This window comes from uncultured Streptococcus sp. (genome assembly GCF_905372115.1).
In the GTDB taxonomy this organism is placed as follows: domain Bacteria; phylum Bacillota; class Bacilli; order Lactobacillales; family Streptococcaceae; genus Streptococcus.
Genome location: NZ_CAJPNR010000005.1, coordinates 45,462 through 66,846, shown reverse-complemented (window position 1 = coordinate 66,846; position 21,385 = coordinate 45,462). Strand labels below are relative to the sequence as shown.

Below are 21,385 nucleotides of genomic sequence, written 5' to 3'. Positions count from 1 at the left end.
GCAAAAAGCAGGAGTCTCAAAACTCCCGCTCATTCTTGATTTTCTCGGTCCAATATGGCTGCACCAACCTGACGATAAGACACATCGCCCAGAGCTTGAATGCTAAAGCGACCATTTTCATACTCCAACACTGTGACACTGCCATTATCAACATTAGGATTTTTCGTGATATTCTCATCAACCAGATAAGCCAAGGTACCAATGGTCATGCTATGGCTGACGACCAGAGCATTGCCGCCACCAGAGGATTCTACCTCTCTAGCAATTGCTTCAAATCCTTCTAAAATCCGACCGCTAAGCTTGTCCCAAGGCTCAGCCCAGCCAGCCGAATCCACTTCTACCAGACCATTCGCCAAATCCGGCCAACTGAGTTCCTTGTAATTATCCATCTTAAGAACTCGTGGGATAACGCCATGAAAGAGCTCACCCCCATAGGCACCATCAAAACTTCCGAAACACCACTCCCGGATGCGCTTGTCATAGCGATAGTGAATCTGGCCAGTCAGACCCAGCTCCTCTAGGATAATCCCCATGGTCTGAATGGTTCTGCCGCTATCACTGGAAAAAGCCTTGATAAAAGGCAAGCCAGACTCTCGCAATCCGATGCCCAGCTCACGAATACCGCGCTCGCCTTCGGCAGTCAGCGGCGTATCAGACCAGCCCTGTGCCCGGCCGATAGTATTGAACATGGTCTTGCCATGACGGATAACATAGAGTCTTGTTTTTGACATAGTTTACCTCTTTTATTTTTGTTTGTTATAGTAAATTTTGAAAAAGGCCTTTGGCTTCTTTTAGATAGAGAAGTGGGAGAACTCAGTTCTCCGCTATGATGGACAGCGGCTCACCGTGAAATCAGCATCTAATCAACTATAGAGACTTAACATGAACTTTTACAGAACTGACACATCCAAGAACAATGAACGGATAATGGAGCCAATAATTAAGACCAAACTGACCGGATAAAGCGGCTTTATTAATAGCGATAACGGCTTGCAAAATATTGCCTTCCCCTTGGTAAAAAGAATTGGCATAACCGATTTGAACAGCTAAAAAGCTCATCGTTAAAGTAAAAAAGAAACTTACCACAATTCCTAAAACAGAAATTCCTTTGACAAACTTTTCATAGCAAGCAATGCTAAATAGCAGTGTAAAACCTGATATGAAGCCCATAGCCAAGGAGGCACCTGTCAGGAAGAAGACGAGGCATGCACCAACCAAGCTAGTCAAAAATGCTCCGAAAATCCCCAGAAAATAATGTATTTTCTGCGGACTTTGATGAGGAAGGGAGCGCTTTGTCACCTTATCCTGTGAGATGGAAATCATTCGCTCATAGCTAGATGGCGTGAGAAAGAGCCAGTCTCCTTTGAACTGATACAAGTCCACATCTCCGGTTTCACCAGTTTTCTCACAGGCGCTAACCAGCCCTTGCTCCTCAAAGTAGCGGGTGCAGTCCTCGATAGCCTCCTCCAAAATATCCGGCAGCAGATCCCGATCCTGATCAGCCAAAATCTGACAGGCCAGACTATAGCCAGCTCTCTCAAAATCAATCAAGACCTCGGAATCGTTGATCAGAGCTTCCAAGGTATCTCGACCGATATAACCCTGCTCACATCTGACTGAAAAGAAAATCGCAAATTCATCGCCATCCGTTATGGTCTCTAGATAAAAAGCATAATCCCTTCTACGGCCATATATAATGCCGCTCTCTTTATCAAAATCCAAACCTAAATCAAGGGCCAGCTCAGCTAGCTCTCTTTTATTCATAACCTAAACAATCTCCTTATAACCCCTACATTTCAAGCATCCAGCTAGATTCAATCTCGCAAACTCCTACTCGGAAACTGAATAGCCGCCCTTTATGATGCTTTCTTAAAAACTGTTTCAAATCTAGCTGTTTAATTTTTAAAACTGTGAATCGGCGCTGGAATCTGTCCACCACGCGCAATAAAGGCAGCTGACGAAGCCTGATTGACCTTCATGACTGGAGCTGTTCCCAAGAGCCCGCCAAACTCGATCGTATCGCCTTCCTTGCCTTTGGGAATAATCCGCACAGCTGTCGTCTTTTGATTAATGACACCAATCGCTGCTTCATCGGCAATCATGGCTGCGATAGTTTCAGCCGGCGTCTCCTCAGGGATAGCAATCATATCCAAACCTACTGAGCAGATAGCTGTCATAGCTTCTAACTTTTCTAGATTAAGCGAGCCATTTTGCACAGCCGCAATCATGCCCTCATCTTCTGAAACAGGGATGAAAGCACCAGACAGTCCTCCAACCTGATTGCAGGCCATGACACCACCTTTTTTAACTTGGTCATTGAGTAGAGCAAGCGCCGCTGTCGTGCCATGAGTGCCGACTGTTTCTAAGCCCATTTCTTCTAAGACACGAGCTACTGAGTCTCCGACCGCTGGCGTTGGAGCCAAACTCAAGTCAACAATCCCGAACTTGACGCCCAGACGTTCGCTAGCCATCTGACCAACCAACTGACCAATACGAGTGATTTTGAAGGCTGTTTTCTTGACTGTTTCAGCGACCACATCAAAGCTCTCACCACGAACCTTTTCCAAAGCCCGCTTGACAACACCAGGTCCTGAAACACCGACATTGATGACCACATCTGCTTCACCAACACCATGAAAGGCACCCGCCATGAAAGGATTGTCCTCTACCGCATTGGCAAAGACGACAAGCTTGGCCGCACCCATGTCAGACAGTTGGGCCGTTTCCTTAATAATCCGTCCCATATCCGCAACTGCCGTCATATTAATACCAGTTTTTGTTGAACCGATATTGACAGAAGAACAGACCTTGTCCGTCTCCGCTAAAGCTCGTGGAATAGAATTAATGAGAATTTCATCGCCTTTTTGATAGCCCTTTTGGACCAAGGCAGAAAAACCACCAATGAAGTCTACGCCGATTTCCTTAGCCGCTCGATCCAGAGCCTTAGCCAAAGGAATATAATCTGTAGCATCCGTAGCTGCCCCAATCAGAGAAATCGGAGTCACTGAGACCCGCTTATTGACGATAGGAATCCCGAGCTCAGCAGAAATTTCATCCCCAACAGCCACCAAGTCTTTCGCTTTGGTCGTGATTTTTTGGTAAATCTTCTCCGCCGCCCGATCAATATCTGTGTCGATACAGTCTAAGAGTGAAATGCCCATGGTGATGGTCCGAATATCAAAATTCTGCTCCTCAATCATGGCAATGGTTTCTGTTACTTGTCTAATATCCATCCTTCACTCCTTAGATATTGTACATGGCATCAAAAATGGCTGCGCTTTGAATATTGATTTTGACGTTGAGCTCTTGGCCGAAAGCTTCAAACTCATTGCGAAGGGCCGTAAAATCTTGCTTTTCATCGCTTGAGACCAAGGCCATCATGGTAAAATATTCCTCCAAAACGGTTTGGGAAATATCGTCAATATTCAGCCCCAGCTCCGCAATCTTAGTGGAAACTCCAGCTACAATCCCTGTTTTATCTTTTCCGACAACGGTAATAATTGCTTTCATGCTTGGCTCCAATCATTTTTAGTTTGTCTCATTGTAGCATAAATTCGAGGATTTTGTATACTATTTCAGAAAATAAAGGTAGAAGGTTCGGATATTGCAAATAGCACTCGAAACAAGGAAGATCCCCCCTATGCTCAGCAATTCACCTGAGAAACTATTTTGAACATCTTTGTATGTTTTTTCTATTTTTGTTTGAAAGCGCTTTCGATATTTGTTATACTAAATATAGAATATTTTACACAAAGGAGATTTCCTAATGAACGATTCATACAAGAAGCGTCTCTATACTCAGGCTTTGAGTTTATCAGCCGCTGTGTTGATGGCTGTTTTGGCTCAGGGCAAGGCTGCGGCTGACCAGCAGAACAGCACTGAGTCACAGCCAGCTGCCAATCAGGTAGAGGCTGTGACTCCTGCGACAGAAGCCGCGCAGGTCGCTGATCCTAATCCGACAGCTGAAAAAGAGCAGACTCCTGCTCCTGCTGCTGAGAATCCTGCCGTTTCTGCCGCAGGTCAACCAAGAGCAGCTGCTTCTGAAGAAGCTAAGACCCAGCTGGCTGATGGCACCGTTTATATGTCTGAGTCCGCAGAGCTCAAGGATACCGTCCAAGGACAGGGCTCTCAGGCAGGCAAGCTGACCTGGACTCTGGATAATAAACCGATTGCTGACTGGAAAACCTGGAACATGGACACTGGCACTTTTACTGGCCAACCCTTTCTCACTATCGAGGAAAAAGCCGACGGAAATGACCTTCATCTGAATCTGCAGTTTAAGGAACTTTTCGGACAAGATCTCAGCCTGCGCTCTCCCAACAATATCCGCCGCACTTATCGGAACTTCATTGGCAGCCATGAACTGGTCGGTACAAGCCAGGACCTGAGCCTGACTATTCGCAAAAATATCGTCTTGCGCCCTTATGAAGACTTCCACAACCATGAGGAGATGCTGGCAGCTATTGAAAAGAGCAGACAGGATGCCAAAACAGATCGTTTGGTACAGATTGAGAACATTGGAAAGAGCGCTCAGGGGCGTGATATCAAGCTGGGTATCATCAGTTCTGACCAAAAGAGTATTGACGACTACCTCAGTACAACCAATCCACAGGCCTTGACCAAACCAGCAGAAATGCTGGCAGCTCTCAAAAATGGCAATCTAGACTATAAACTGCCTGTGCTCATCAATAATACCCACGCTGATGAACAGCCTGGGATTGATATTATCACAGGGCTATTTAAGACCTTTGCGACCAAAGACCAAGTCAGCTTCAAAACAAGTGCTGCTGATGGCTCCGAAAAGATGGTCACTCTCAACATCCAAGACTTGCTGAAGAAGTTTATCTTCCTCTTTGACTTTACGGAAAACCCTGACGGCGATGTCCTCAACACACGGGCTCTGGCCAATGGTCTTGACCCCAACCGCGATACTGGCTACCAAGCCAATCCTGAGACTCGCACTGTTGCTGGATTGATTAACAAATGGAACCCAATTGCCCTCTATGATATCCACGGCTTTGTCAAAGAATTCCTAATCGAGCCAGCAACTCCACCGCATGATCCTAACTTTGAATATGACCTTTTGGCAGACCTCATGCTGGACAATGCCCACCACATGGGCCGGGCAGGTGTTGCCAACTCTGGCTACGACAAATACATCATTCCAAAACTGGACTGGGGAGACGGATGGGACGATTCCTTCTCCGGCTACACAGCGGTTTATTCTATGTACCATGGCATCCTGGGACATACTATCGAAATTCCAGAGGGCAATCAAGAGTCCTACAAGGCTGGATATTATGCAGTTCTAGGAGGCCTTGACTATCTCGCTCAGAACCCAGATAAGCTCATGGAAATGCGCCTCAACTTCTATCTGCGCGGTATTAATAAGGTCGAAGATCCTAAGGCAGAAAATGAACTCGTCGGACCTGATGGTCAGGTCGTAGGCCGGATTAAAAAAGGCCAGGAAAAATTCTTCCCAGACTACTATGTCATCCCGATGGGACTAGATAAAGATAACGATAGCCAAGAAGCCTTTAATATGATTGACTATTTCAAGCGCAACGGTGTGCTTGTCAAAGAACTCAAAGAAGACAGCGGCAACTATAAAAAAGGTGATCTGGTTGTGGATATGGCGCAAGCTAAGCGTGGCTATGCCAATCATGTCCTCTACAAGGGCTCAGATGAATCCAAGTGGGCAGCTATGTATGCAGAGTTAGTCGTCAATTTCCCAGATATGAAAGGCTTCAAAGCTCAACCAGTTTTTGGTGATAAGCTCTTTGAAGGCAAGCTAGGAGAGGTGACAGCCCTCCGTGCTGCCCGTACTAGCCAGGTTGACGAGAAAGCGCCTTATTATGTCATTGCCAATACGTCTGAAAGTGCCGTTAAGGCCGTCAATCAAGCTCTTGCAGAAGGCAAAAAGGTCTATCTGACAGATGACGGCTATATCGTTGATACGCCGACCTTTACCAGCCTTCTGGATCGCTATGCCATTTACGGTGATGCCCTTTATAAGATTCCACAGGGACCAACTCTGAAGCCTCTAAAGGTCTACGCACCACCGCATCAATTTTCATGGGCAGGCGTGGACGCACCAGCACACACTGCCTTAGCTCTGAAGAATATGGGCTTTGAAATCGTCGATCGTCCAGAAGATGCGGATGTCATCGTCCTTGAAAGCAACAACTATGACAAGTCTCTTGTCGGACTCAAGCCAAGCATCGTCGTCGGAGGCTCTGCTATGCAGCGCTTGGAAAAACTAGGAATCCTAGACGGCTTTGATGCTGAGCGCTTCAAGAACGGCAGTGACTACGAGGGCTTGATGAAGGCTGTTATCCAAGACCAAGACCCGCTGACCAGCGGGTACAAGAAGGATGGACTCTTTTACTCCAACTCTGGTAACTGGATTGCTAAGATTCCTGCCAACTTTAGAACTCTTGCCAGCATTGCTGGAAGTGACTTCTATATCGCTGGCTGGTGGCCTGGCAATGAACATCTAGCCAACAAAGTCGTAGCCATTGCTGGCACCTACAATGAGAAGCCTCTCTTTGTCTACGCCGGCAATCCGACTAACCGCCTTCACCCTGTTCACTTCTACCGCTGGATCTCCAATGCTATCTTTGGCAGCCAGTTGGCTGAGCTGACAGACCTCCCAAGTCCTGCGGCACCTGACCCAACCTACCAAGCGCCAAGTCAGACTGTCCTTGACTGGACACCTGCTACTGTCAATCCGCCGGCTCAGACAGTAGCTCTGACCTACAAGAGTCAGACTCTTCCGCAGACCGGCAGCCAAGAAACAAGTGCTAGCTTCGCTCTAGCTGGACTTCTGGTTGCAGGAGCAGCTGGACTCTTCCTCTTAAAGAAGAAGGAAGACTAATACTTAAAAACACACCTCCCAATTGATACGGGAGGTGTATTTTTAGTTATAAGCTCTGCTATTTTTCCACATAGGTATGAAGTGGATATGTCGGATAGGCCAAGTCACGCGCCAACTCCGAAGTCACATAACCTGCTGGTGCATCTAGCACAGAAGGGATTCGATTGACAATGGTAGCACAGGTCAAGGCTACAGTATCAGGCTTGCTGACTGAGAAGACTAGATTTGGCTCGCCAGTAATTTCCCAATCACACATATCTCCGTCATTTTCACGATAGACCTTGCCAATACACTCTACTTCTAACTCAATTCCTTGATGGGTATGAATGGTTGTCACAGCCGACATCCCCGTTACTTGACCTGCTGGAACCGTGCGTCCCAGGGTTTCAGAATAAACATCTTCATCCAGAATATAAGGCACGCTCTTTTGCGAAATATCCTGAATAGTCCAGTTCATCTTAGAGCAAATAGCTTCAGCAGCATTCCACATATAGGATGGCAGACTCTCTGCACTGGCAATTTCCTTTTTAAACCGGTCTGGATCGTAACCAGCACCATGCGCTTCTGCGAGAGCCAGACCATAGTCTTCTACATTGTAGCTGACAACCCCTTTCACCTTTTGGATGCGATTGAGACCAGCCATAGCCAAGCAAGGCATATTAATCCAGTAAATATCCTGCATGCCTGAGCCCATTACAGTGACACCATATTCTTTGGCCAGCTTGTCCAAGCGGTTTGTTTCAGATGGCGACGTCGTCCAAGGGTAGATAGCTTCCTCACAGGTCGTGATGATATTAACTCCATGCTTGATGGCTGTTTCAAAAAAATCATACATTTCCGGCATATAGGAAGCAATAGTGACAATGGCAATGTCAGCGTCACACTCTCCAAAGACATGTTCGGCATTATCAGAAATCAGAACACCAGTCTTATAGCCTAGCTCTGCAAAATCGCCAACATCCTGTCCTACTACAGCAGGATTGTTATCAATAGCTCCGACAATTTCTACACCGTGATCCAGCAGATACTTGAAAATCACTTTAGACATCTTGCCGCAGCCATACTGAACAGCACGAATTTTTGTATTTCTCATGGCAAACCCTCCATTAATTGTTATTATTTTCACAATTATAGTATAATATCTCTAGTAACTAGAGAGTCAATAGAGGGTTTTAAAAAATGAAAAAAATTTTGCGTATCGGAGAATTTTCCCAAATAAATCAGATTTCCATCCAAACTCTAAGATTCTATGACCAAATCGGTCTTTTAAAACCCTATAAAGTCGATCCAGAAACCAACTATCGCTACTACCACATCAATCAATCTTCTCTAGTTGACTCCATTCAGTACCTGCGTCAACTGAATTTTTCTCTAGAAGACATCAAAGAAATTCTATCTGACAAGGACCATTTTCAACTGCACCAGCTTATCGAGAAGCGCTATCAGCGCCTTCTAGAGGAAAAAAAGAATTTAGAAAAACAAATCCAAGAAATCGAAATCTTTCGGTCTGGTGCCCGTATCTATGGCGAAAAGCAGAGCGAGCAAGAACTGGAAATCCTAACTTTTCCTGAACGGCAGCTGCTTACTTTTGAAATTAATCAAAATATTTATCAAATGAAAAGTGAAGAATACGAACTTGCTCTCCGCTGCTTCAAGCAAGAAATCCTGCGTTACAGTCCGTTTTTCACCCATTTCAGCCGCGTTGGCTCCATTATGAAACAAGAAGATTTCCAAAAAGAAAGATGGATTTCCAAGCAACTCTGTCTCTTCCATCATACTCCCAATGAACTCCCTCACTTAAATCGAATATTGCTGCCGGCAGGAAATTATGCTGTTGCTTACTGCTCTTCCTTTGCAGATGAACTTGAAGCTCTGCCGCATTTTCACCAAGCTCTAATCCAAGCTGGATATACTCCTGTGGATGATTATATCTGCGAGGTCATCCATGAACAGCCACAACTCCAGGAGCAGCACCGCGATATGTTCATCCGGATGCAAGTTCGGATAGAGGGATAAAAACGTCTAGACGTAATCAATCTAATTAATTTTCAAATAATAGTTCAGTAGCCAATCTCAGAAATTTTCAGAAAAATTTTTTTATAATAATATATTATAGTTAGTAACTATCATAAGGATTAACTGGATTAAGAAGCATCCTTCTAATAAGACCAACAAGATAGCCACCATCTTAACTTTAAGTATATTCCGTACAATGAATACTTATCATACCCAGCTAGATATGACTGATTCACTTGAAAAATATAGAATTCGCCACCTTCCAAGTATATTTTGAGATTCTCAAAAATGATAGAAATAATTTCCTAAAAGCAGAAAATAGAATAATAAAAAGGTAACTATTAAGCACAGTTGATAGCTACTTTTTATTGTTTAGGCAGATTTATTTCGTTACTCAATCAAATAATTTTTAAATATCTCCACCAATTCCCTTGAATTTTTCAACAAAACTACTGATCTTTTGAAAAACGGTTTGTTTTTTTGTACGATATTGTGGATTTAGTGGGCTCATTTTCGGCAGAGCTTCATTCAAATCATTCCCATTTTCACTAGCATACTCATGCTTCAATGAAGCTTGTATATAGCGCTTAGCACTTTGTTCATTTAATCCCTCAATCTGTATCAACTCATCCGCTTCCCTTTTCTGCTCACCTTGCGCAAAAATAAAGAACTGTTCAATGATATCTGATTTATCAGCAAAACTATCTAAATCACTGTCATGGATGAAAGCGACTATCAAATCTTCTTTAGCTCGATTGCCAAGACTTGCTCGAATGGTCCGAGTAATTTCCGAAACAAGTTCATCCTTATCTGAAACCTTTTTATTAGTCTCAAAAATTAGCTCTAAGATATAGTCTAGATTGATTTCTTGAGATTTTAGTAATTCAACTTCAAAGACAATCGAATCCCAATCAACTTTAGATTCGCTATCTTCCTGATTACGGCGTTCATTCTCATACCATGACTTAATGTCATTATAGGTTGAACGGTAGTCTTGAATTTCCCTAGTACTTGGGATGTCTAACCTAGATAACTCCTCTAAAGTTTCATCATCAACATGGAAACGTTCCTTGAAAGCCTCTACAGCCTTATCATCTAAGATATCAAGTTCTTGTAAAGCTCGTAGACTCATGAAATCATCGTAGTTTTGTAAGATATTATCTAAACGAAGAAATTGACCAAACAAAGAGACAAATTCTTTCTTATCACTCTCTTTAATGATAGCTTGCGGGTCCGGAAATTTTTCTTGTAACTCTTGAACAACTGCCATATAACCCTTTTGCTCTTCACCAGCCTCTGTAAAGCCTGTCATATACTCTTGATAAGAACGTTCGAGCAATACCTCTGCTGTCTCAGTCTTTCCAAATAGCTTAATAGCATCAGTTGTTGCCTTCTCTAAATCCCGGAAGGTTACAATATTCCCAAATGACTTAGTAGCATCATAAATTCGATTGGTGCGTGAAAAAGCTTGGATTAAACCATGATATCTCAGATTTTTATCCACAAATAAAGTATTTAAAGTCGGTGCATCAAAGCCAGTCAAGAACATCCCAACTACAATTAAGAGATCCACATCCAGATTTTTGACGCGTTTAGCCAAATCACGATAGTAATTCTGAAAATCATTGCTATTAATAGTAAAATTAGTGCCAAACAACTGATTATAATCATCTATACAACTACTCAAAAATTCTTTACTACTAATATCCGCTAAATCTGCCGGTGAAAAGCTCTCATCATCAATTTCACCAATAGCCACCTGAGACTCATTCGCAGCATAGGAAAAGATAGTCGCAATCTTCAATGGTTTATCAGAATCTTTTTGCTGATTTTGCAACTCTTGATAGTAGGCTTTTGCTGCATCAACACTTGAAACAGCAAACATAGCATTGAAACCTTTACCAGTTAATCGATGCGTTTTTTGACCAAAATGATCTAAGACATACCTAGATATTTCAGCGATTCGAGTCGGATGAAGCAGTGCTTTTTTATTTTCAGCTGCAGATAACTTGGTCAAGTCCTGCTCGCTTTCAATTGACTTAAACTGCGGACGAACGTCGTTATAATCCACCATAAACTTCAGAACTTTTTGATCTCGAATCGCATCAGTTAGCACATAAGCATGTAATTCACGCCCGAAAACAGATGCCGTTGTCTCGGAACCAAGCGCATTCTCTACCTTAATCGGTGTACCCGTAAAACCAAACTGACAATATTTCTTAAATTTCTGCCTGAGCCGCTTTTGCGCTTCACCAAACTGAGAACGATGACATTCATCAAAAATGAAAACCACTTGCTTTTGATAAATTTCATGCTGGCTCTCACTGCTCATAAAATTGTTAAGCTTCTGAATGGTCGTCACGACAATTTTATTATCATCCTTCTCGATATTGCGTTTGAGTCCTGCAGTGCTATTTGAACCGTTGACTGAGTCAGGTGAAAATCGCTGGTACTCTTTCATAGTCTGATAATCCAAGTCCTTGCGGTCCACCACAAAGAAAACCTTATCCACTTCTTCCATCTCAGTAGCAAGTCTAGCAGCTTTAAAACTTGTCAGGGTCTTCCCTGAACCGGTAGTATGCCAAATATAGCCACCTGTATCAGGACCGCTTTTGATTTTTGAAGCAATAGCTGAACGTATCTTCCAGATGATTCTCTCAGTTGCCGCAATCTGATAAGGACGCATGATAAGAAGAGTGTCATTAGTATCAAAGACAGAATAATTTATCAAGACATTTAACAAGGTCTGTTGACTCAAGAAGGTTGCTGTAAAGTCCTTCAAGTCCTTAATAGGATTATTATTTTTCAAAGCCCAGTTCATGGTGAACTCATAAGAATTCTTATCTCGCTTGGTCGTATTAGCAAAATACCGAGTATCCGTTCCGTTTGAGATGATAAAAATTTGAAGGTACTTAAAGAGAGAATTCTCCTCATTGAAACTTTCTTTACTATATCTGTGCACCTGATTAAAGGCCTCTCGAATTGCAACTCCGCGTTTTTTAAGTTCAATTTGTACCAGAGGCAATCCATTTACCAGCAAGGTCACATCATAACGATTGCTGCTGGTACCAACTTGCTTCATTTGATTAATGACTTGCAGTTTGTTTCGACTAATATTTTTCTTATCCCATAGATAGATATTCTGGATATGCCCATCATCAAAGATAAAATCATAAATATAGTTATCATGAAGTTTTCTGGTACGATCAATCAAACTGTCACTGGGTTTATTGAGGTACTCATCCAAGAAGCGCAACCACTCAGCATCTGTAAAAACCACATTATTCAGAACTTCCATCTGGGTCTTGAGATTAGCCAAAAGCGCCTCTGGGGTCGTCAAATAAGTAAGATACTCGTATCCTTGCTGACGCAAGTCAGCAATCAGCTCTTTCTCCAAGTCCGCCTCTGTCTGATAGGAACTAGTCTGTACAGGCTTGATGTATTTCTCTAAAACAATGAAGTTGTTAGCCTCCAAAATTGTATCTGTTTGTGAAATCTCAGACATGCTTACTCCTTTTTATAAAAATGGTATCGCTCTATAAAATCCTCAAAGAGATAAATCAACATTTGCTTGTGCTGATTATTTAATTCAGCAACTTCCTCTGCTGCATTTTTAGAATGACTTGAAAAATCTACAATTCTTTTTTTATAAGCATTTTTCACATCATCATCGGACTCTTGCGGAAATAACTCTTTCCAATCTTTGTAGCCTAAAAAAGTCGATGTTTTTTCATACAAATTCCTCAGGAAATTAAAATGAAATTTTTGAATATTATTATCTTTTATCGCTTGAGTAATTTGCTCACACAGAAATAAGTGATAGGCAAAAGGGGAATCATTCCTTTGTATCGGCATTTTGTAAGTCCCATCCTCTAATTTTTCTAGTCTATATCTATCCGCATTGCCCAGTTCATTGTGCAAAACATTGTAAAATAAAGGATTATGGGTAGTAATAACAAATCTTAAACCTAATTGTTCTAGATTACTTTCTTTTATCAATCCAGCTAAGTTAGAAGCAACTTCCATTAAATGATTTTCATCCAAGGACGAAACCGGATCATCTATAAAAACATATTCTAGGTTATCAAAATCTCGGGTGCTTCGTTCATCTGGCTCAGCTATCTTTCGCTCACTTATCACAAGCTCCAGCAAGGTATAAAATACCGACCAAATAAAGTTGCTTTCCTCACCCTTAGAGAGCTTCACTTGTTCATGTTCTTCCTCGTTTCCTCTCTGAAAAGTGAAAAGAACTTGATTATTAGCTAAATCAAAGATAGGATTCAGCTTATCGTCTGTATAATGCTGAAAATTTGAAATAATATTCTGATCCTGTCCCTGCTCTTGAATAATCCAAGATATAAAAGAATTTGGCTGAATCTTCAGTTTAAAATCTTGATTACTGTCAAGATCATTATCCCAATAGAACAAGTCCTCAGTAAAAGCATTATAATAAAGAATCTTATCTCTCGTAAGACCGCCTTCTTCAGCTTGAACCAACTTAGCAAATTCTTTAGAGAGCCTGGTCTTACCCGTCCCATTAAAGGCGTAGATCAGCTGAACTTTTTTGTCTGAATCTTTTAACTCTTGTGCAATATCACTTAGCGCTTTTGCCATATCCCTTTCCTATTCTTTTCTATAAATCAAAATTAAGCAATTGTTCCCGCCAGTATTCATACTGTTTCTGTCTCAACTCTATTTCTTTAGGGAGACCTTGAGAAAGTGAGGTGGTTAAGGTGTTGAAATGATCCAGAATAGAAACGATTCTTTCTTGTTCGGAAAGAGATGGGAGGATAAAGCTATACTGCATAATAGCTGCTTTATCTCCACGAGGCATCTTTGAACCTTTTGCATACTGCATATCATAGGAAAAGAAACGATCGTCTGATAAAACATAATAAAGATACTGACTTTCCAAACAAGAAGGAAATAAATTTTGAATAACTAGCACATCTCCATTAGTTCCACCAGATTGATTAGCATACCATATTTTCTTAAGGTAAGGTCTAATATTCCCAATCAAAATATCACCTTGGCCATAACCTGTAAAACTTCCTTGCTCAGGTAAATAAGTGGCGACTGTTTTCCCATTTCTATCTTGCAACAAATTATCCACCCCAACATAATTCTCAGAAGTCAATCTCGTAGCCTCTATCCTAGTCTTGCTATAACGTGCCATAGCACCCAACTCCACTCGAATTGGCCCAAACACCCAAGTCAAGAGCCTAATCAGGTCTTGTCTGTACTGTACTGTACTGTACTGTACTGTACTGTACTGTCAGTGTACACGCCTTCGGCGGTGAATGTCAAGAGTTTTTCTCTAAAATATTCATACTGTTTTTGACGAAGTTCAATCTCCTTAGGGAGTCCGATATTCAGGTCGTGACAAACCATGTCGAAGTTATCTAGAACTTGAACAATGCGGGATTGGATTTCTAGAGAAGGGACTGGGATTTTCAATTTCGAAAGTGCACTACCATTCGTTAAAGCTCTGGTTGTATAAGTACTATACCGCACAATATCCCTTCGAAAAGTAGTTGATTCAAAACAATATGCACAGTATTCAGGAAGCAATAATTTCGTAATCGGTCTCGCTCTCAAAACAAATCCACTAAAAACTCCGTCTTTAACTTCATCTAATAATACGGAAGTTTTTCCAATTTCTTCTTGTGTTTCAGAAGTTCGTGTAAAAAAGACATCCCCTCTTTGAACACCATAACGTTCTTTTTCCTCAGGACTTACTCTAACTTTTCCTCTCAAAACATTCGCTGATATTTTATTGTTCCTGTATACATCAGTATAATTAACTATAGGTGTTCCACTCCCAAAAAATTCTTTTCCTTTGTTCAACCCATTCTTAAAAACAAATAATTCTCCCAAAGTCTTCCACTCAACCTGATAAACTTCATCCTCAAATGATAAAAGTTTATCTCGATAATAAGAATATTGCTTTTTACGTGAGGTCAATTCTGAGGTCAATTCTGAGGTCAATTCTGTAACATAATCGGTAAATTTGTCAAGTGTTTGCACGATTTTTTCTTGAATTTCTAGAGGAGGGATTGGAATTCTAATTTTTTTCAAATTTGTCTTATTATACTTGGTCTGTCCAGTATTAGAAGTTATTTTCGCCAACTCATTCTGAAATTGTCCAGATTGAAAAAGATGAAATAGGTAGCGATTATTTTCTTTAGAACTTCTAACCAACAAAGCATTTGGTCCTAAAACATTATTTTCGTATGGTAAATTTTCAGGTTCTATGTAATAAATCTCTCCACAATTACCAACATTAGGCATAACCAAACTTTCTTGATCTAGATTTACTCTATATAAATAGTTAAAGGCATGTTCATCAACATAAACAAAATTATTTCCTTTAAATCCACTTTTTAAATCTGTTGTTCTGACAAGTTGAGCAAAAGAAGCTTCTTGAATATATTTGACGTTTTTTGCATTTGAAGCAAACGAGCCTGCTGCCGTAAAATCTGTTACCGTATCACACACTTCCCCCAACTCTTTCCACTCAACAGAGCAGTTCTGGATTTCTTCTAGGATGTTCATCACTTACCTCCTTCCTTGGCTAGATTTTCGATACTTTTAATTTCCTTGAGGTAATCTTTTTCAACTTGACTAAGGGTCTTGGCTTGGTAGCTCTTATATTCCTTATCTACCTTCTGCTTCATCTGTTCACGAGAGATAGAACCACTATTGTCCAGCAAGTCTTCTCCAGTAGCCTGAAGGATACGATCTACATGAGCCACCCAGTCAGCCATGGTCATGACTTCTTCTCGCTCAGCCTGCCTTTCAGCAAAGTCTAGATATCCTGATACAAGCTGATTGAGCCCACGGAGTTCCTTTTCTGTCAGATAGTTCTTGGCAACTTTTGCTTCAGATAGGGTAGGGAGGTCGCCCTTAAAAGTGGTCAAGCCCATAAACTCCTTTTCACTATCGACACGATGATAGATGACTTCACTCGCAGTATTGTGGTGAATAGCATAATGCATCTTGTTTTGCACCGTCGCAAAGAATTTCTTTGCCTCTGGTGAATGGGCATTGTAATCACTTGACGTCCCAAAAAGATCCAAAACCTGACGGTAAAAGACTTTTTCACTGGAGCGGATGTCTCGGATTCTTTCAAGGAGTTCTTTAAAGTAAGAGCCTCCACCCAAGTTTTTCAAGCGCTCATCATCCATAGCAAAGCCCTTGATCAGATACTCTTTCAAGACTGTCGAAGCATAGTGCCTAAACTGGATTCCGCGAGGGGAGCGCACACGGTAGCCAATCGCCAAAATCATATCCAGATTGTAGTAGGCAACATTTCGCTGAACACTCCTGCCACCCTCATTTTGAACTGTCAACTTATAGTTGACAGTTGCCTCTACCACTAATTCTCCATCATCAAAAACAGCCTTTATATGTTTACTAATGTTTTGCTTGGAAGTTTGAAAGAGCTCAGCTAGTTCTTGTTGGGTCAGCCAGACTGTTCCATTATCCAAGTGAAGCTCAATAGCGGACTCTCCGTCATCTGTTCTATAGAGAATCATATCATTTGCCATGGCTCAATTCCTCTACAATCTTATCTATCTCTGAACGCAAGTGGTCAATCTTGGCGACAGTCTCAGCGATTTCTTTATTGAGCACATCAATATCAATCTTTTCACGTGTATCTTCTTTTTCCACATAAGTTGACACCGAAAGATTATAATCTGCTTCTGCTACTTTTTCTTGTGCCACCATAGAAGAAAAGTAATCTTCATTTTCTTTCTTTTCAACACTGGCTAAGATTTTTTCGATATTCTCTTCTGTCAAGACATTATTATTAGTTTCTTTCTTGAACTGCCTACTTGCATCAACAAAGAGGATGTCCGTCGTTGGCTTATTCTTTGCCAAAATCAGAATACAGGTCGCAATGGAGGTCCCAAAAAAGAGATTGTCTGGTAGCTGAATAACCGCTTCAACAAAGTTATTGTCTACTAGATATTGACGGATCTTTTGCTCAGCACCTCCCCGATAGAAAATACCTGGGAAAGTTACGATTGCAGCTCGTCCCTTATTTGACAAGTATGACAAGCTATGCATAATAAAAGCAAAATCAGCCTTAGATTTAGGTGCCAATACACCCGCAGGTGCAAAGCGATCATCATTGATAAGCGTTGGATCATCACTTCCTATCCATTTGATAGAGTAGGGTGGATTTGACACAATAGCATCAAAGGGCTTATCGTTCCCATGCTTAGGATCAAGCAAGGTATTGCCACGCTCAATGCTAAACTTATCATAATTGATATTGTGTAAAAACATATTCATCCGAGCTAGATTATAGGTGGTCATATTAATTTCCTGCCCGTAAAATCCATCTTCAATTATGTGCTCATTAAACTGCTTTTTAGCTTGCAGGAGCAACGAACCCGAACCGCAAGCAGGATCGTAAATTTTATTGATTTTATTTTTTTCATTCTTGCCCAGCATAACAATCCGCGCCAAGAGTCTCGATACACTTTGCGGTGTAAAAAATTCTCCACCAGATTTCCCAGCGTTAGAAGCATAATTAGAGATTAGATACTCATAAGCATCCCCAAAGAGGTCAATATGGTTATCTTCAAAGTTTCCAAAATCAAGACTTGCAATTCCTTCAAGAATCAGAGCCAAGCGCTGATTCCTCTCCGGAACTGTACTACCTAGCTTGTTACTTCTGGTATCTACATCATCAAAAAGACCCTTAATGTCATGTTCACTCGCATAACCAATCGCACTTGACTCAATATCATCAAAGATGTCTTTTAAATCTGTATTCAAGTGCTCATTTTGGCGAGCAGTTTTGACAACATTGGAAAACAACTGCGAAGGCATAATAAAATAACCCTTAGTTTTAATGGCATCATCTCGAACTTCAGGTGTAATTAAATCTTCAGAGACCTCTTCATAGTTAATTGATTCATCGCCACCTTCGATATAGAGTCTGAAGTTTTCACTGATAAAGCGATAAAATAGAATTCCCAAAATATACTGCTTGAAGTCCCAACCATCTACTGCACCACGAACATCGTCCGCAATTGCCCATATCTTTCTATGCAACTCCTGCCTTTGTACCTGTTCTGACATCATATTTCCTCATTAACTTTTTATTCTTCTTATTATATCATTTTTCTCAATATTTAATTTCGTCAGAGTGAATTTCTCAAGAGTTTTTCCAATCTAACTATCATCTTATTGATTACCAATCAAAAATCTACTTAGGTTTCGATAACAAAATTGAAGCGACTAATAATTAGGTAAACTATCCTAAATCAATTCACAAGCAAAAAAAGAACACCCCGAAAGGTGCTCTTTGTATGTATTGTAATTCTTTCGAATTAACGTTTACTAAATTGTGATGCTTTACGAGCTTTCTTAAGATCTGGTTTGGAAAGTGTGGGTTTCAGTTGGACTAAAAATAGCGTAATATCAAGGCTTTTCAAAACGATATCTACTGATTAATTTCATAAAATTGGAATCAATATTTTTTTAAATAGGGGAATTTCTTAGCGCATAGCTTTCAATCCTATCCTCTTCCTTCTTATCCTAATAAAGTTTGTAATATTGGAATAACAACGATAAATAGAACCGTACTTAGAGTCACTACATTCGTAGAGAATTCCACATCTCCTTTTCCTTGATTAGCAAGGATTGGAAGAACAGCTAGAGCTGGCGTAGCGGACTGAATCATAAAGGTCTTAAATTCTACTGTCGCCATATTTGGTGCAAGGAACTTCAATACAAGAAGCATGATTAGAGGAGCTAGGATAAAGCGTCCAACTAAAGTGACAATTGTATCTTTATCAAAAGCAATGGTATTCAAGCCTGCCTTTGCAAGAACGATACCAATATAAATCAGAGATAGGGGAGTGACGATATTTCCAACATAGGTTAAGGTATTCGTTGCGAATTCTGGAATAGAGATTCGAAAAATCAAAACTATTAGAGCCACAAGAAAACCTACAAGCGGAGCTGGTAGCAATTTCTTCCAGTCAAATTTAGTTGTCTCCTTGCTTTGACCCGATTTACTGTCGCTCGTCATCAAATACACGCCCAATGTCCAGGTGGAAATCGTATTGGTGATATAGTAAATTAAGAAATAAGGAAGAGCCTGATCCCCAAAAAGAGCAACGTTTAATGGTAAACCGATAAAAATAGTATTGGCATTCACAAAGGTATTAATCATGGTCCCTCGCCGTCCTGGACGGACCTTGAAAAGTATAACTGCAATATAAGCTACGATATATCCCAAGATAAAGGCTACAAAAGTATAAAGGAGACCTCCAGAAAGACTGATTAGTTTATCTAGTGTTAGGTATTTCATCACCGACACAAAGATTGATGCTGGCAAGGCTACATTCATGATCAAACGAGACAGGTTGGAACCAAAGCTATCTCCAAACCATCCCTTCACCTGAAGAATATACCCCAAAACAATAATAGCGATAATCGGAATGATACTCGTAATCGAGGTTAAAAAGAGTGACATAGGTATCCTTTCTAAATTTCTTAAGTCCACAGCCTATATAAATCTGTCGGTATAGAAGGATAGCAGCAGAAATGAATTATTTATACTCTGGATACCACTTCAAATCACGAACGGCTTTGGCCATATCTGTTTCCTTAGCGCGTGCAAGACCTTGCTCTTGCGCTTTTTTAGCAACTGCTTCTGCTACTTTAATAGAAACATCTGCAACATACTTGAATGGTGGCAAGACAGGAGCTCCTGGTTGGCCTGGATTAACAATACCACTCAATGAATGAGCCGCTGCTCCAATCATTTCATCAGTTAAAAGACTTGCTTCAGAAGCCAGCATACCTAGACCAAGACCTGGGTAAATCAAGGCATTATTGGCTTGACCAATCACATAGTCGACACCTTTATAAGAAACCGTATCAGCAGGAATTCCTGTTGCAACAAAAGCTTTGCCATCTGACCATTCGATCAAATCTTTGGCACTTGCTTCTGCCAATTTGGTTGGATTTGACAAGGGGAAGATCATTGGACGTTCTGTGTTTTCACACATAGCTTCTACTACTTCTTTAGTGAAGGTATTAGGTTGAGTCGAAGTTCCTACAAGAATGGTTGGCTTCACAGTCTTCACTACTTCAAGCAGGTCAGTCAACTTGTATGCGTTACTAAAGTCAGCACGTTTCTTAGCAAACGGTTTTTGTTCAGGAGTTAGGTCATCCATATCATCAAAGAGAAGACCTTGCTTATCAACCATAAAGAAACGTTTATAAGCTTCTTCTTCAGAAAGACCTTCACTCACCATTTCACGAAGAACACGAGAGGCAATTCCTGCACCAGCTGTTCCCCCACCATAGCAGAGATAAACTTGATCTGTTAATTTTTCACCACTAATATCCAGTGAACCAAAGATACCACCTAAGGTAACGATTCCTGTACCTTGAATATCATCATTAAAAGTTGGAATTTGTTTTCGGTATTTTTCAAGAATATTGGCAGCATTCAAGCGGCCGAAGTCTTCCCAGTGAAGGTAGAGTTTAGGAAAGAGACGTTCTGCTGTTTGAACGAATTGGTCAATGAAGTCATAGTAACGATCTCCGCGAACCCGTTCGTGACGATTTCCTAAGTAATTAGGACTATTCCGAAGTTCTTCACGGTTAGTCCCTGCATCAATGACTAAAGGAAGAACCATAGAAGGATCGATTCCAGCAGCACCCGTATAGACCATCAATTTTCCAACAGAAATATCGACACCATTTGTTCCCCAGTCTCCAATTCCAAGGATTCCTTCTGCATCTGTTACAACAATGAGACGAATCTCGCGATCACCAGCAGCATTTTTCAAAGTGGCTTCAATATTTTCAGGATGATTAATATCAAGATACCCCGCATATTGCGGATCTACAAAGAGGTCACTGTAGCCTTCAATGGTATCTGCAATGGTTGGGTCATATACAATTGGATTGAATTCTTCCAAATGATGAGAAAAGAGATAATAGAAGAGAGTACGGTTGGTATTAAAAATTTCCATTAGGAAAAGACGTTTTTCCAAATCATTTACTTTTGTTTGCATTTGCTCATAAGTTTGTGTCGCTTGTTCTTCAATGGTTTGAACATAAGGTGGCAATAAACCAATAAGACCTAGTTCCTTCCGTTCCTCTAAGGTAAAGGCAGTCCCTTTATTAAGGAAAGGGTTGTTTAAAATATCATGTGCAGTCATAGTGCAACCTCCTTTTTGATAATATTATACCACTTAATATGTATTTTTAGGCGAACTTTGTTATTTAAAAAATACAATCGTTAGTGTATATGTTATAATGAGTCTAGAAGTAAAGCGTTATTGAAAACTCTTTATTCTGTAGATTATTACTCAAAGCACCATTTTGTGATTCTTTAACCTCTTTATGTTATAAATTTCTATACTCATAAGATTTTCGGTAATCGCTCTTTACCATCGAACAAATAAAGCCATACTAGAATATAAATTTATAAGGCAAATTACAATAGATAAA

15 protein-coding genes are annotated in these 21,385 nt (G+C 40.8%); 2 read left to right on the top strand and 13 right to left on the bottom strand.

Going from position 1 to position 21,385, the window contains the following annotated elements; genetic code table 11:
- Positions 1–29 precede the first annotated feature (29 nt).
- The 4 genes from QZ169_RS03095 to QZ169_RS03080 all read right to left on the bottom strand — a co-directional run bounded on the left by QZ169_RS03095 (position 30) and on the right by QZ169_RS03080 (position 3,510).
- Positions 30–731 (bottom strand): histidine phosphatase family protein, encoded by a 702-nt coding sequence (locus QZ169_RS03095; RefSeq protein ID WP_295504837.1) that lies wholly within the window; start codon positions 729–731, stop codon positions 30–32.
- 136 nt (positions 732–867) lie between these two features.
- Positions 868–1,764, bottom strand: a complete 897-nt coding sequence (locus tag QZ169_RS03090; protein WP_004185412.1) for a hypothetical protein — start codon at positions 1,762–1,764, stop codon at positions 868–870.
- A gap of 131 nt (positions 1,765–1,895) precedes the next feature.
- A complete protein-coding gene (locus QZ169_RS03085; RefSeq protein ID WP_295504836.1) occupies positions 1,896–3,233 on the bottom strand; it encodes a PFL family protein in 1,338 nt (445 codons plus the stop codon).
- A gap of 10 nt (positions 3,234–3,243) precedes the next feature.
- Entirely contained in the window at positions 3,244–3,510 is a 267-nt protein-coding gene (locus tag QZ169_RS03080; RefSeq protein WP_002893729.1) for an ACT domain-containing protein, read from the bottom strand.
- Positions 3,511–3,766: 256 nt separating this feature from the next.
- Between QZ169_RS03080 and QZ169_RS03075 the strand changes: the two genes are divergently transcribed.
- Positions 3,767–6,877, top strand: coding sequence for an LPXTG-anchored zinc carboxypeptidase (locus tag QZ169_RS03075; RefSeq protein WP_295504835.1), 3,111 nt, complete (start codon positions 3,767–3,769; stop codon positions 6,875–6,877).
- A 58-nt stretch (positions 6,878–6,935) separates the two neighbouring features.
- On the opposite strand, the gene QZ169_RS03070 is transcribed toward QZ169_RS03075, so the two are convergent.
- Positions 6,936–7,970 (bottom strand): dihydrodipicolinate reductase, encoded by a 1,035-nt coding sequence (locus QZ169_RS03070; protein WP_295504834.1) that lies wholly within the window; start codon positions 7,968–7,970, stop codon positions 6,936–6,938.
- A gap of 86 nt (positions 7,971–8,056) precedes the next feature.
- Here QZ169_RS03070 and QZ169_RS03065 point away from each other — a divergent pair, with 86 nt between their 5' ends.
- Entirely contained in the window at positions 8,057–8,893 is an 837-nt protein-coding gene (locus tag QZ169_RS03065; RefSeq protein WP_295504833.1) for a helix-turn-helix domain-containing protein, read from the top strand.
- 409 nt (positions 8,894–9,302) lie between these two features.
- Here QZ169_RS03065 and QZ169_RS03060 read toward each other — a convergent pair whose 3' ends face one another.
- The 8 genes from QZ169_RS03060 to QZ169_RS03025 all read right to left on the bottom strand — a co-directional run bounded on the left by QZ169_RS03060 (position 9,303) and on the right by QZ169_RS03025 (position 21,093).
- On the bottom strand, positions 9,303–12,398 hold the full coding sequence (locus tag QZ169_RS03060; RefSeq protein WP_295504832.1) for a type I restriction endonuclease subunit R: 3,096 nt from the start codon (positions 12,396–12,398) through the stop codon (positions 9,303–9,305).
- Between the two features lie 2 nt (positions 12,399–12,400).
- Positions 12,401–13,507, bottom strand: coding sequence for an AAA family ATPase (locus tag QZ169_RS03055; RefSeq protein ID WP_295504831.1), 1,107 nt, complete (start codon positions 13,505–13,507; stop codon positions 12,401–12,403).
- A 19-nt stretch (positions 13,508–13,526) separates the two neighbouring features.
- Positions 13,527–14,069: a restriction endonuclease subunit S gene (locus QZ169_RS03050; RefSeq protein WP_295504830.1), complete on the bottom strand. Its 543-nt coding sequence runs from the start codon at positions 14,067–14,069 to the stop codon at positions 13,527–13,529.
- A 50-nt stretch (positions 14,070–14,119) separates the two neighbouring features.
- Positions 14,120–15,448 (bottom strand): restriction endonuclease subunit S, encoded by a 1,329-nt coding sequence (locus QZ169_RS03045; RefSeq protein ID WP_295504829.1) that lies wholly within the window; start codon positions 15,446–15,448, stop codon positions 14,120–14,122.
- Positions 15,448–16,443, bottom strand: coding sequence for a virulence RhuM family protein (locus QZ169_RS03040; protein ID WP_295504828.1), 996 nt, complete (start codon positions 16,441–16,443; stop codon positions 15,448–15,450). The genes QZ169_RS03045 and QZ169_RS03040 overlap by 1 nt, the downstream gene beginning before the upstream one ends.
- On the bottom strand, positions 16,433–17,989 hold the full coding sequence (locus QZ169_RS03035) for a type I restriction-modification system subunit M (RefSeq protein WP_295504827.1): 1,557 nt from the start codon (positions 17,987–17,989) through the stop codon (positions 16,433–16,435). Before QZ169_RS03035 ends, QZ169_RS03040 begins: the two co-directional genes overlap by 11 nt.
- Positions 17,990–18,443: 454 nt before the next feature.
- Complete coding sequence (locus tag QZ169_RS03030; RefSeq protein ID WP_295504826.1) at positions 18,444–19,391, bottom strand: AEC family transporter; 948 nt, start codon at positions 19,389–19,391, stop codon at positions 18,444–18,446.
- Between the two features lie 76 nt (positions 19,392–19,467).
- Positions 19,468–21,093 carry a malolactic enzyme gene (locus QZ169_RS03025; RefSeq protein ID WP_295504825.1) on the bottom strand — a complete coding sequence of 542 codons (1,626 nt, stop codon included), beginning with the start codon at positions 21,091–21,093 and terminating at the stop codon, positions 19,468–19,470.
- Between the last annotated feature and the right edge of the window lie 292 nt (positions 21,094–21,385).

Excerpts from the sequence above, each read along its gene's own strand:
- QZ169_RS03095 (WP_295504837.1), bottom strand. The coding sequence starts at position 731 with ATGTCAAAAACAAGACTCTATGTTATCCGTCATGGCAAGACCATGTTC.
- QZ169_RS03090 (WP_004185412.1), bottom strand. The coding sequence starts at position 1,764 with ATGAATAAAAGAGAGCTAGCTGAGCTGGCCCTTGATTTAGGTTTGGAT.
- QZ169_RS03085 (WP_295504836.1), bottom strand. The coding sequence starts at position 3,233 with ATGGATATTAGACAAGTAACAGAAACCATTGCCATGATTGAGGAGCAG.
- QZ169_RS03080 (WP_002893729.1), bottom strand. The coding sequence starts at position 3,510 with ATGAAAGCAATTATTACCGTTGTCGGAAAAGATAAAACAGGGATTGTA.
- QZ169_RS03075 (WP_295504835.1), top strand. The coding sequence starts at position 3,767 with ATGAACGATTCATACAAGAAGCGTCTCTATACTCAGGCTTTGAGTTTA.
- QZ169_RS03070 (WP_295504834.1), bottom strand. The coding sequence starts at position 7,970 with ATGAGAAATACAAAAATTCGTGCTGTTCAGTATGGCTGCGGCAAGATG.
- QZ169_RS03065 (WP_295504833.1), top strand. The coding sequence starts at position 8,057 with ATGAAAAAAATTTTGCGTATCGGAGAATTTTCCCAAATAAATCAGATT.
- QZ169_RS03060 (WP_295504832.1), bottom strand. The coding sequence starts at position 12,398 with ATGTCTGAGATTTCACAAACAGATACAATTTTGGAGGCTAACAACTTC.
- QZ169_RS03055 (WP_295504831.1), bottom strand. The coding sequence starts at position 13,507 with ATGGCAAAAGCGCTAAGTGATATTGCACAAGAGTTAAAAGATTCAGAC.
- QZ169_RS03050 (WP_295504830.1), bottom strand. The coding sequence starts at position 14,069 with ATGGCACGTTATAGCAAGACTAGGATAGAGGCTACGAGATTGACTTCT.
- QZ169_RS03045 (WP_295504829.1), bottom strand. The coding sequence starts at position 15,448 with ATGAACATCCTAGAAGAAATCCAGAACTGCTCTGTTGAGTGGAAAGAG.
- QZ169_RS03040 (WP_295504828.1), bottom strand. The coding sequence starts at position 16,443 with ATGGCAAATGATATGATTCTCTATAGAACAGATGACGGAGAGTCCGCT.
- QZ169_RS03035 (WP_295504827.1), bottom strand. The coding sequence starts at position 17,989 with ATGTCAGAACAGGTACAAAGGCAGGAGTTGCATAGAAAGATATGGGCA.
- QZ169_RS03030 (WP_295504826.1), bottom strand. The coding sequence starts at position 19,391 with ATGTCACTCTTTTTAACCTCGATTACGAGTATCATTCCGATTATCGCT.
- QZ169_RS03025 (WP_295504825.1), bottom strand. The coding sequence starts at position 21,093 with ATGACTGCACATGATATTTTAAACAACCCTTTCCTTAATAAAGGGACT.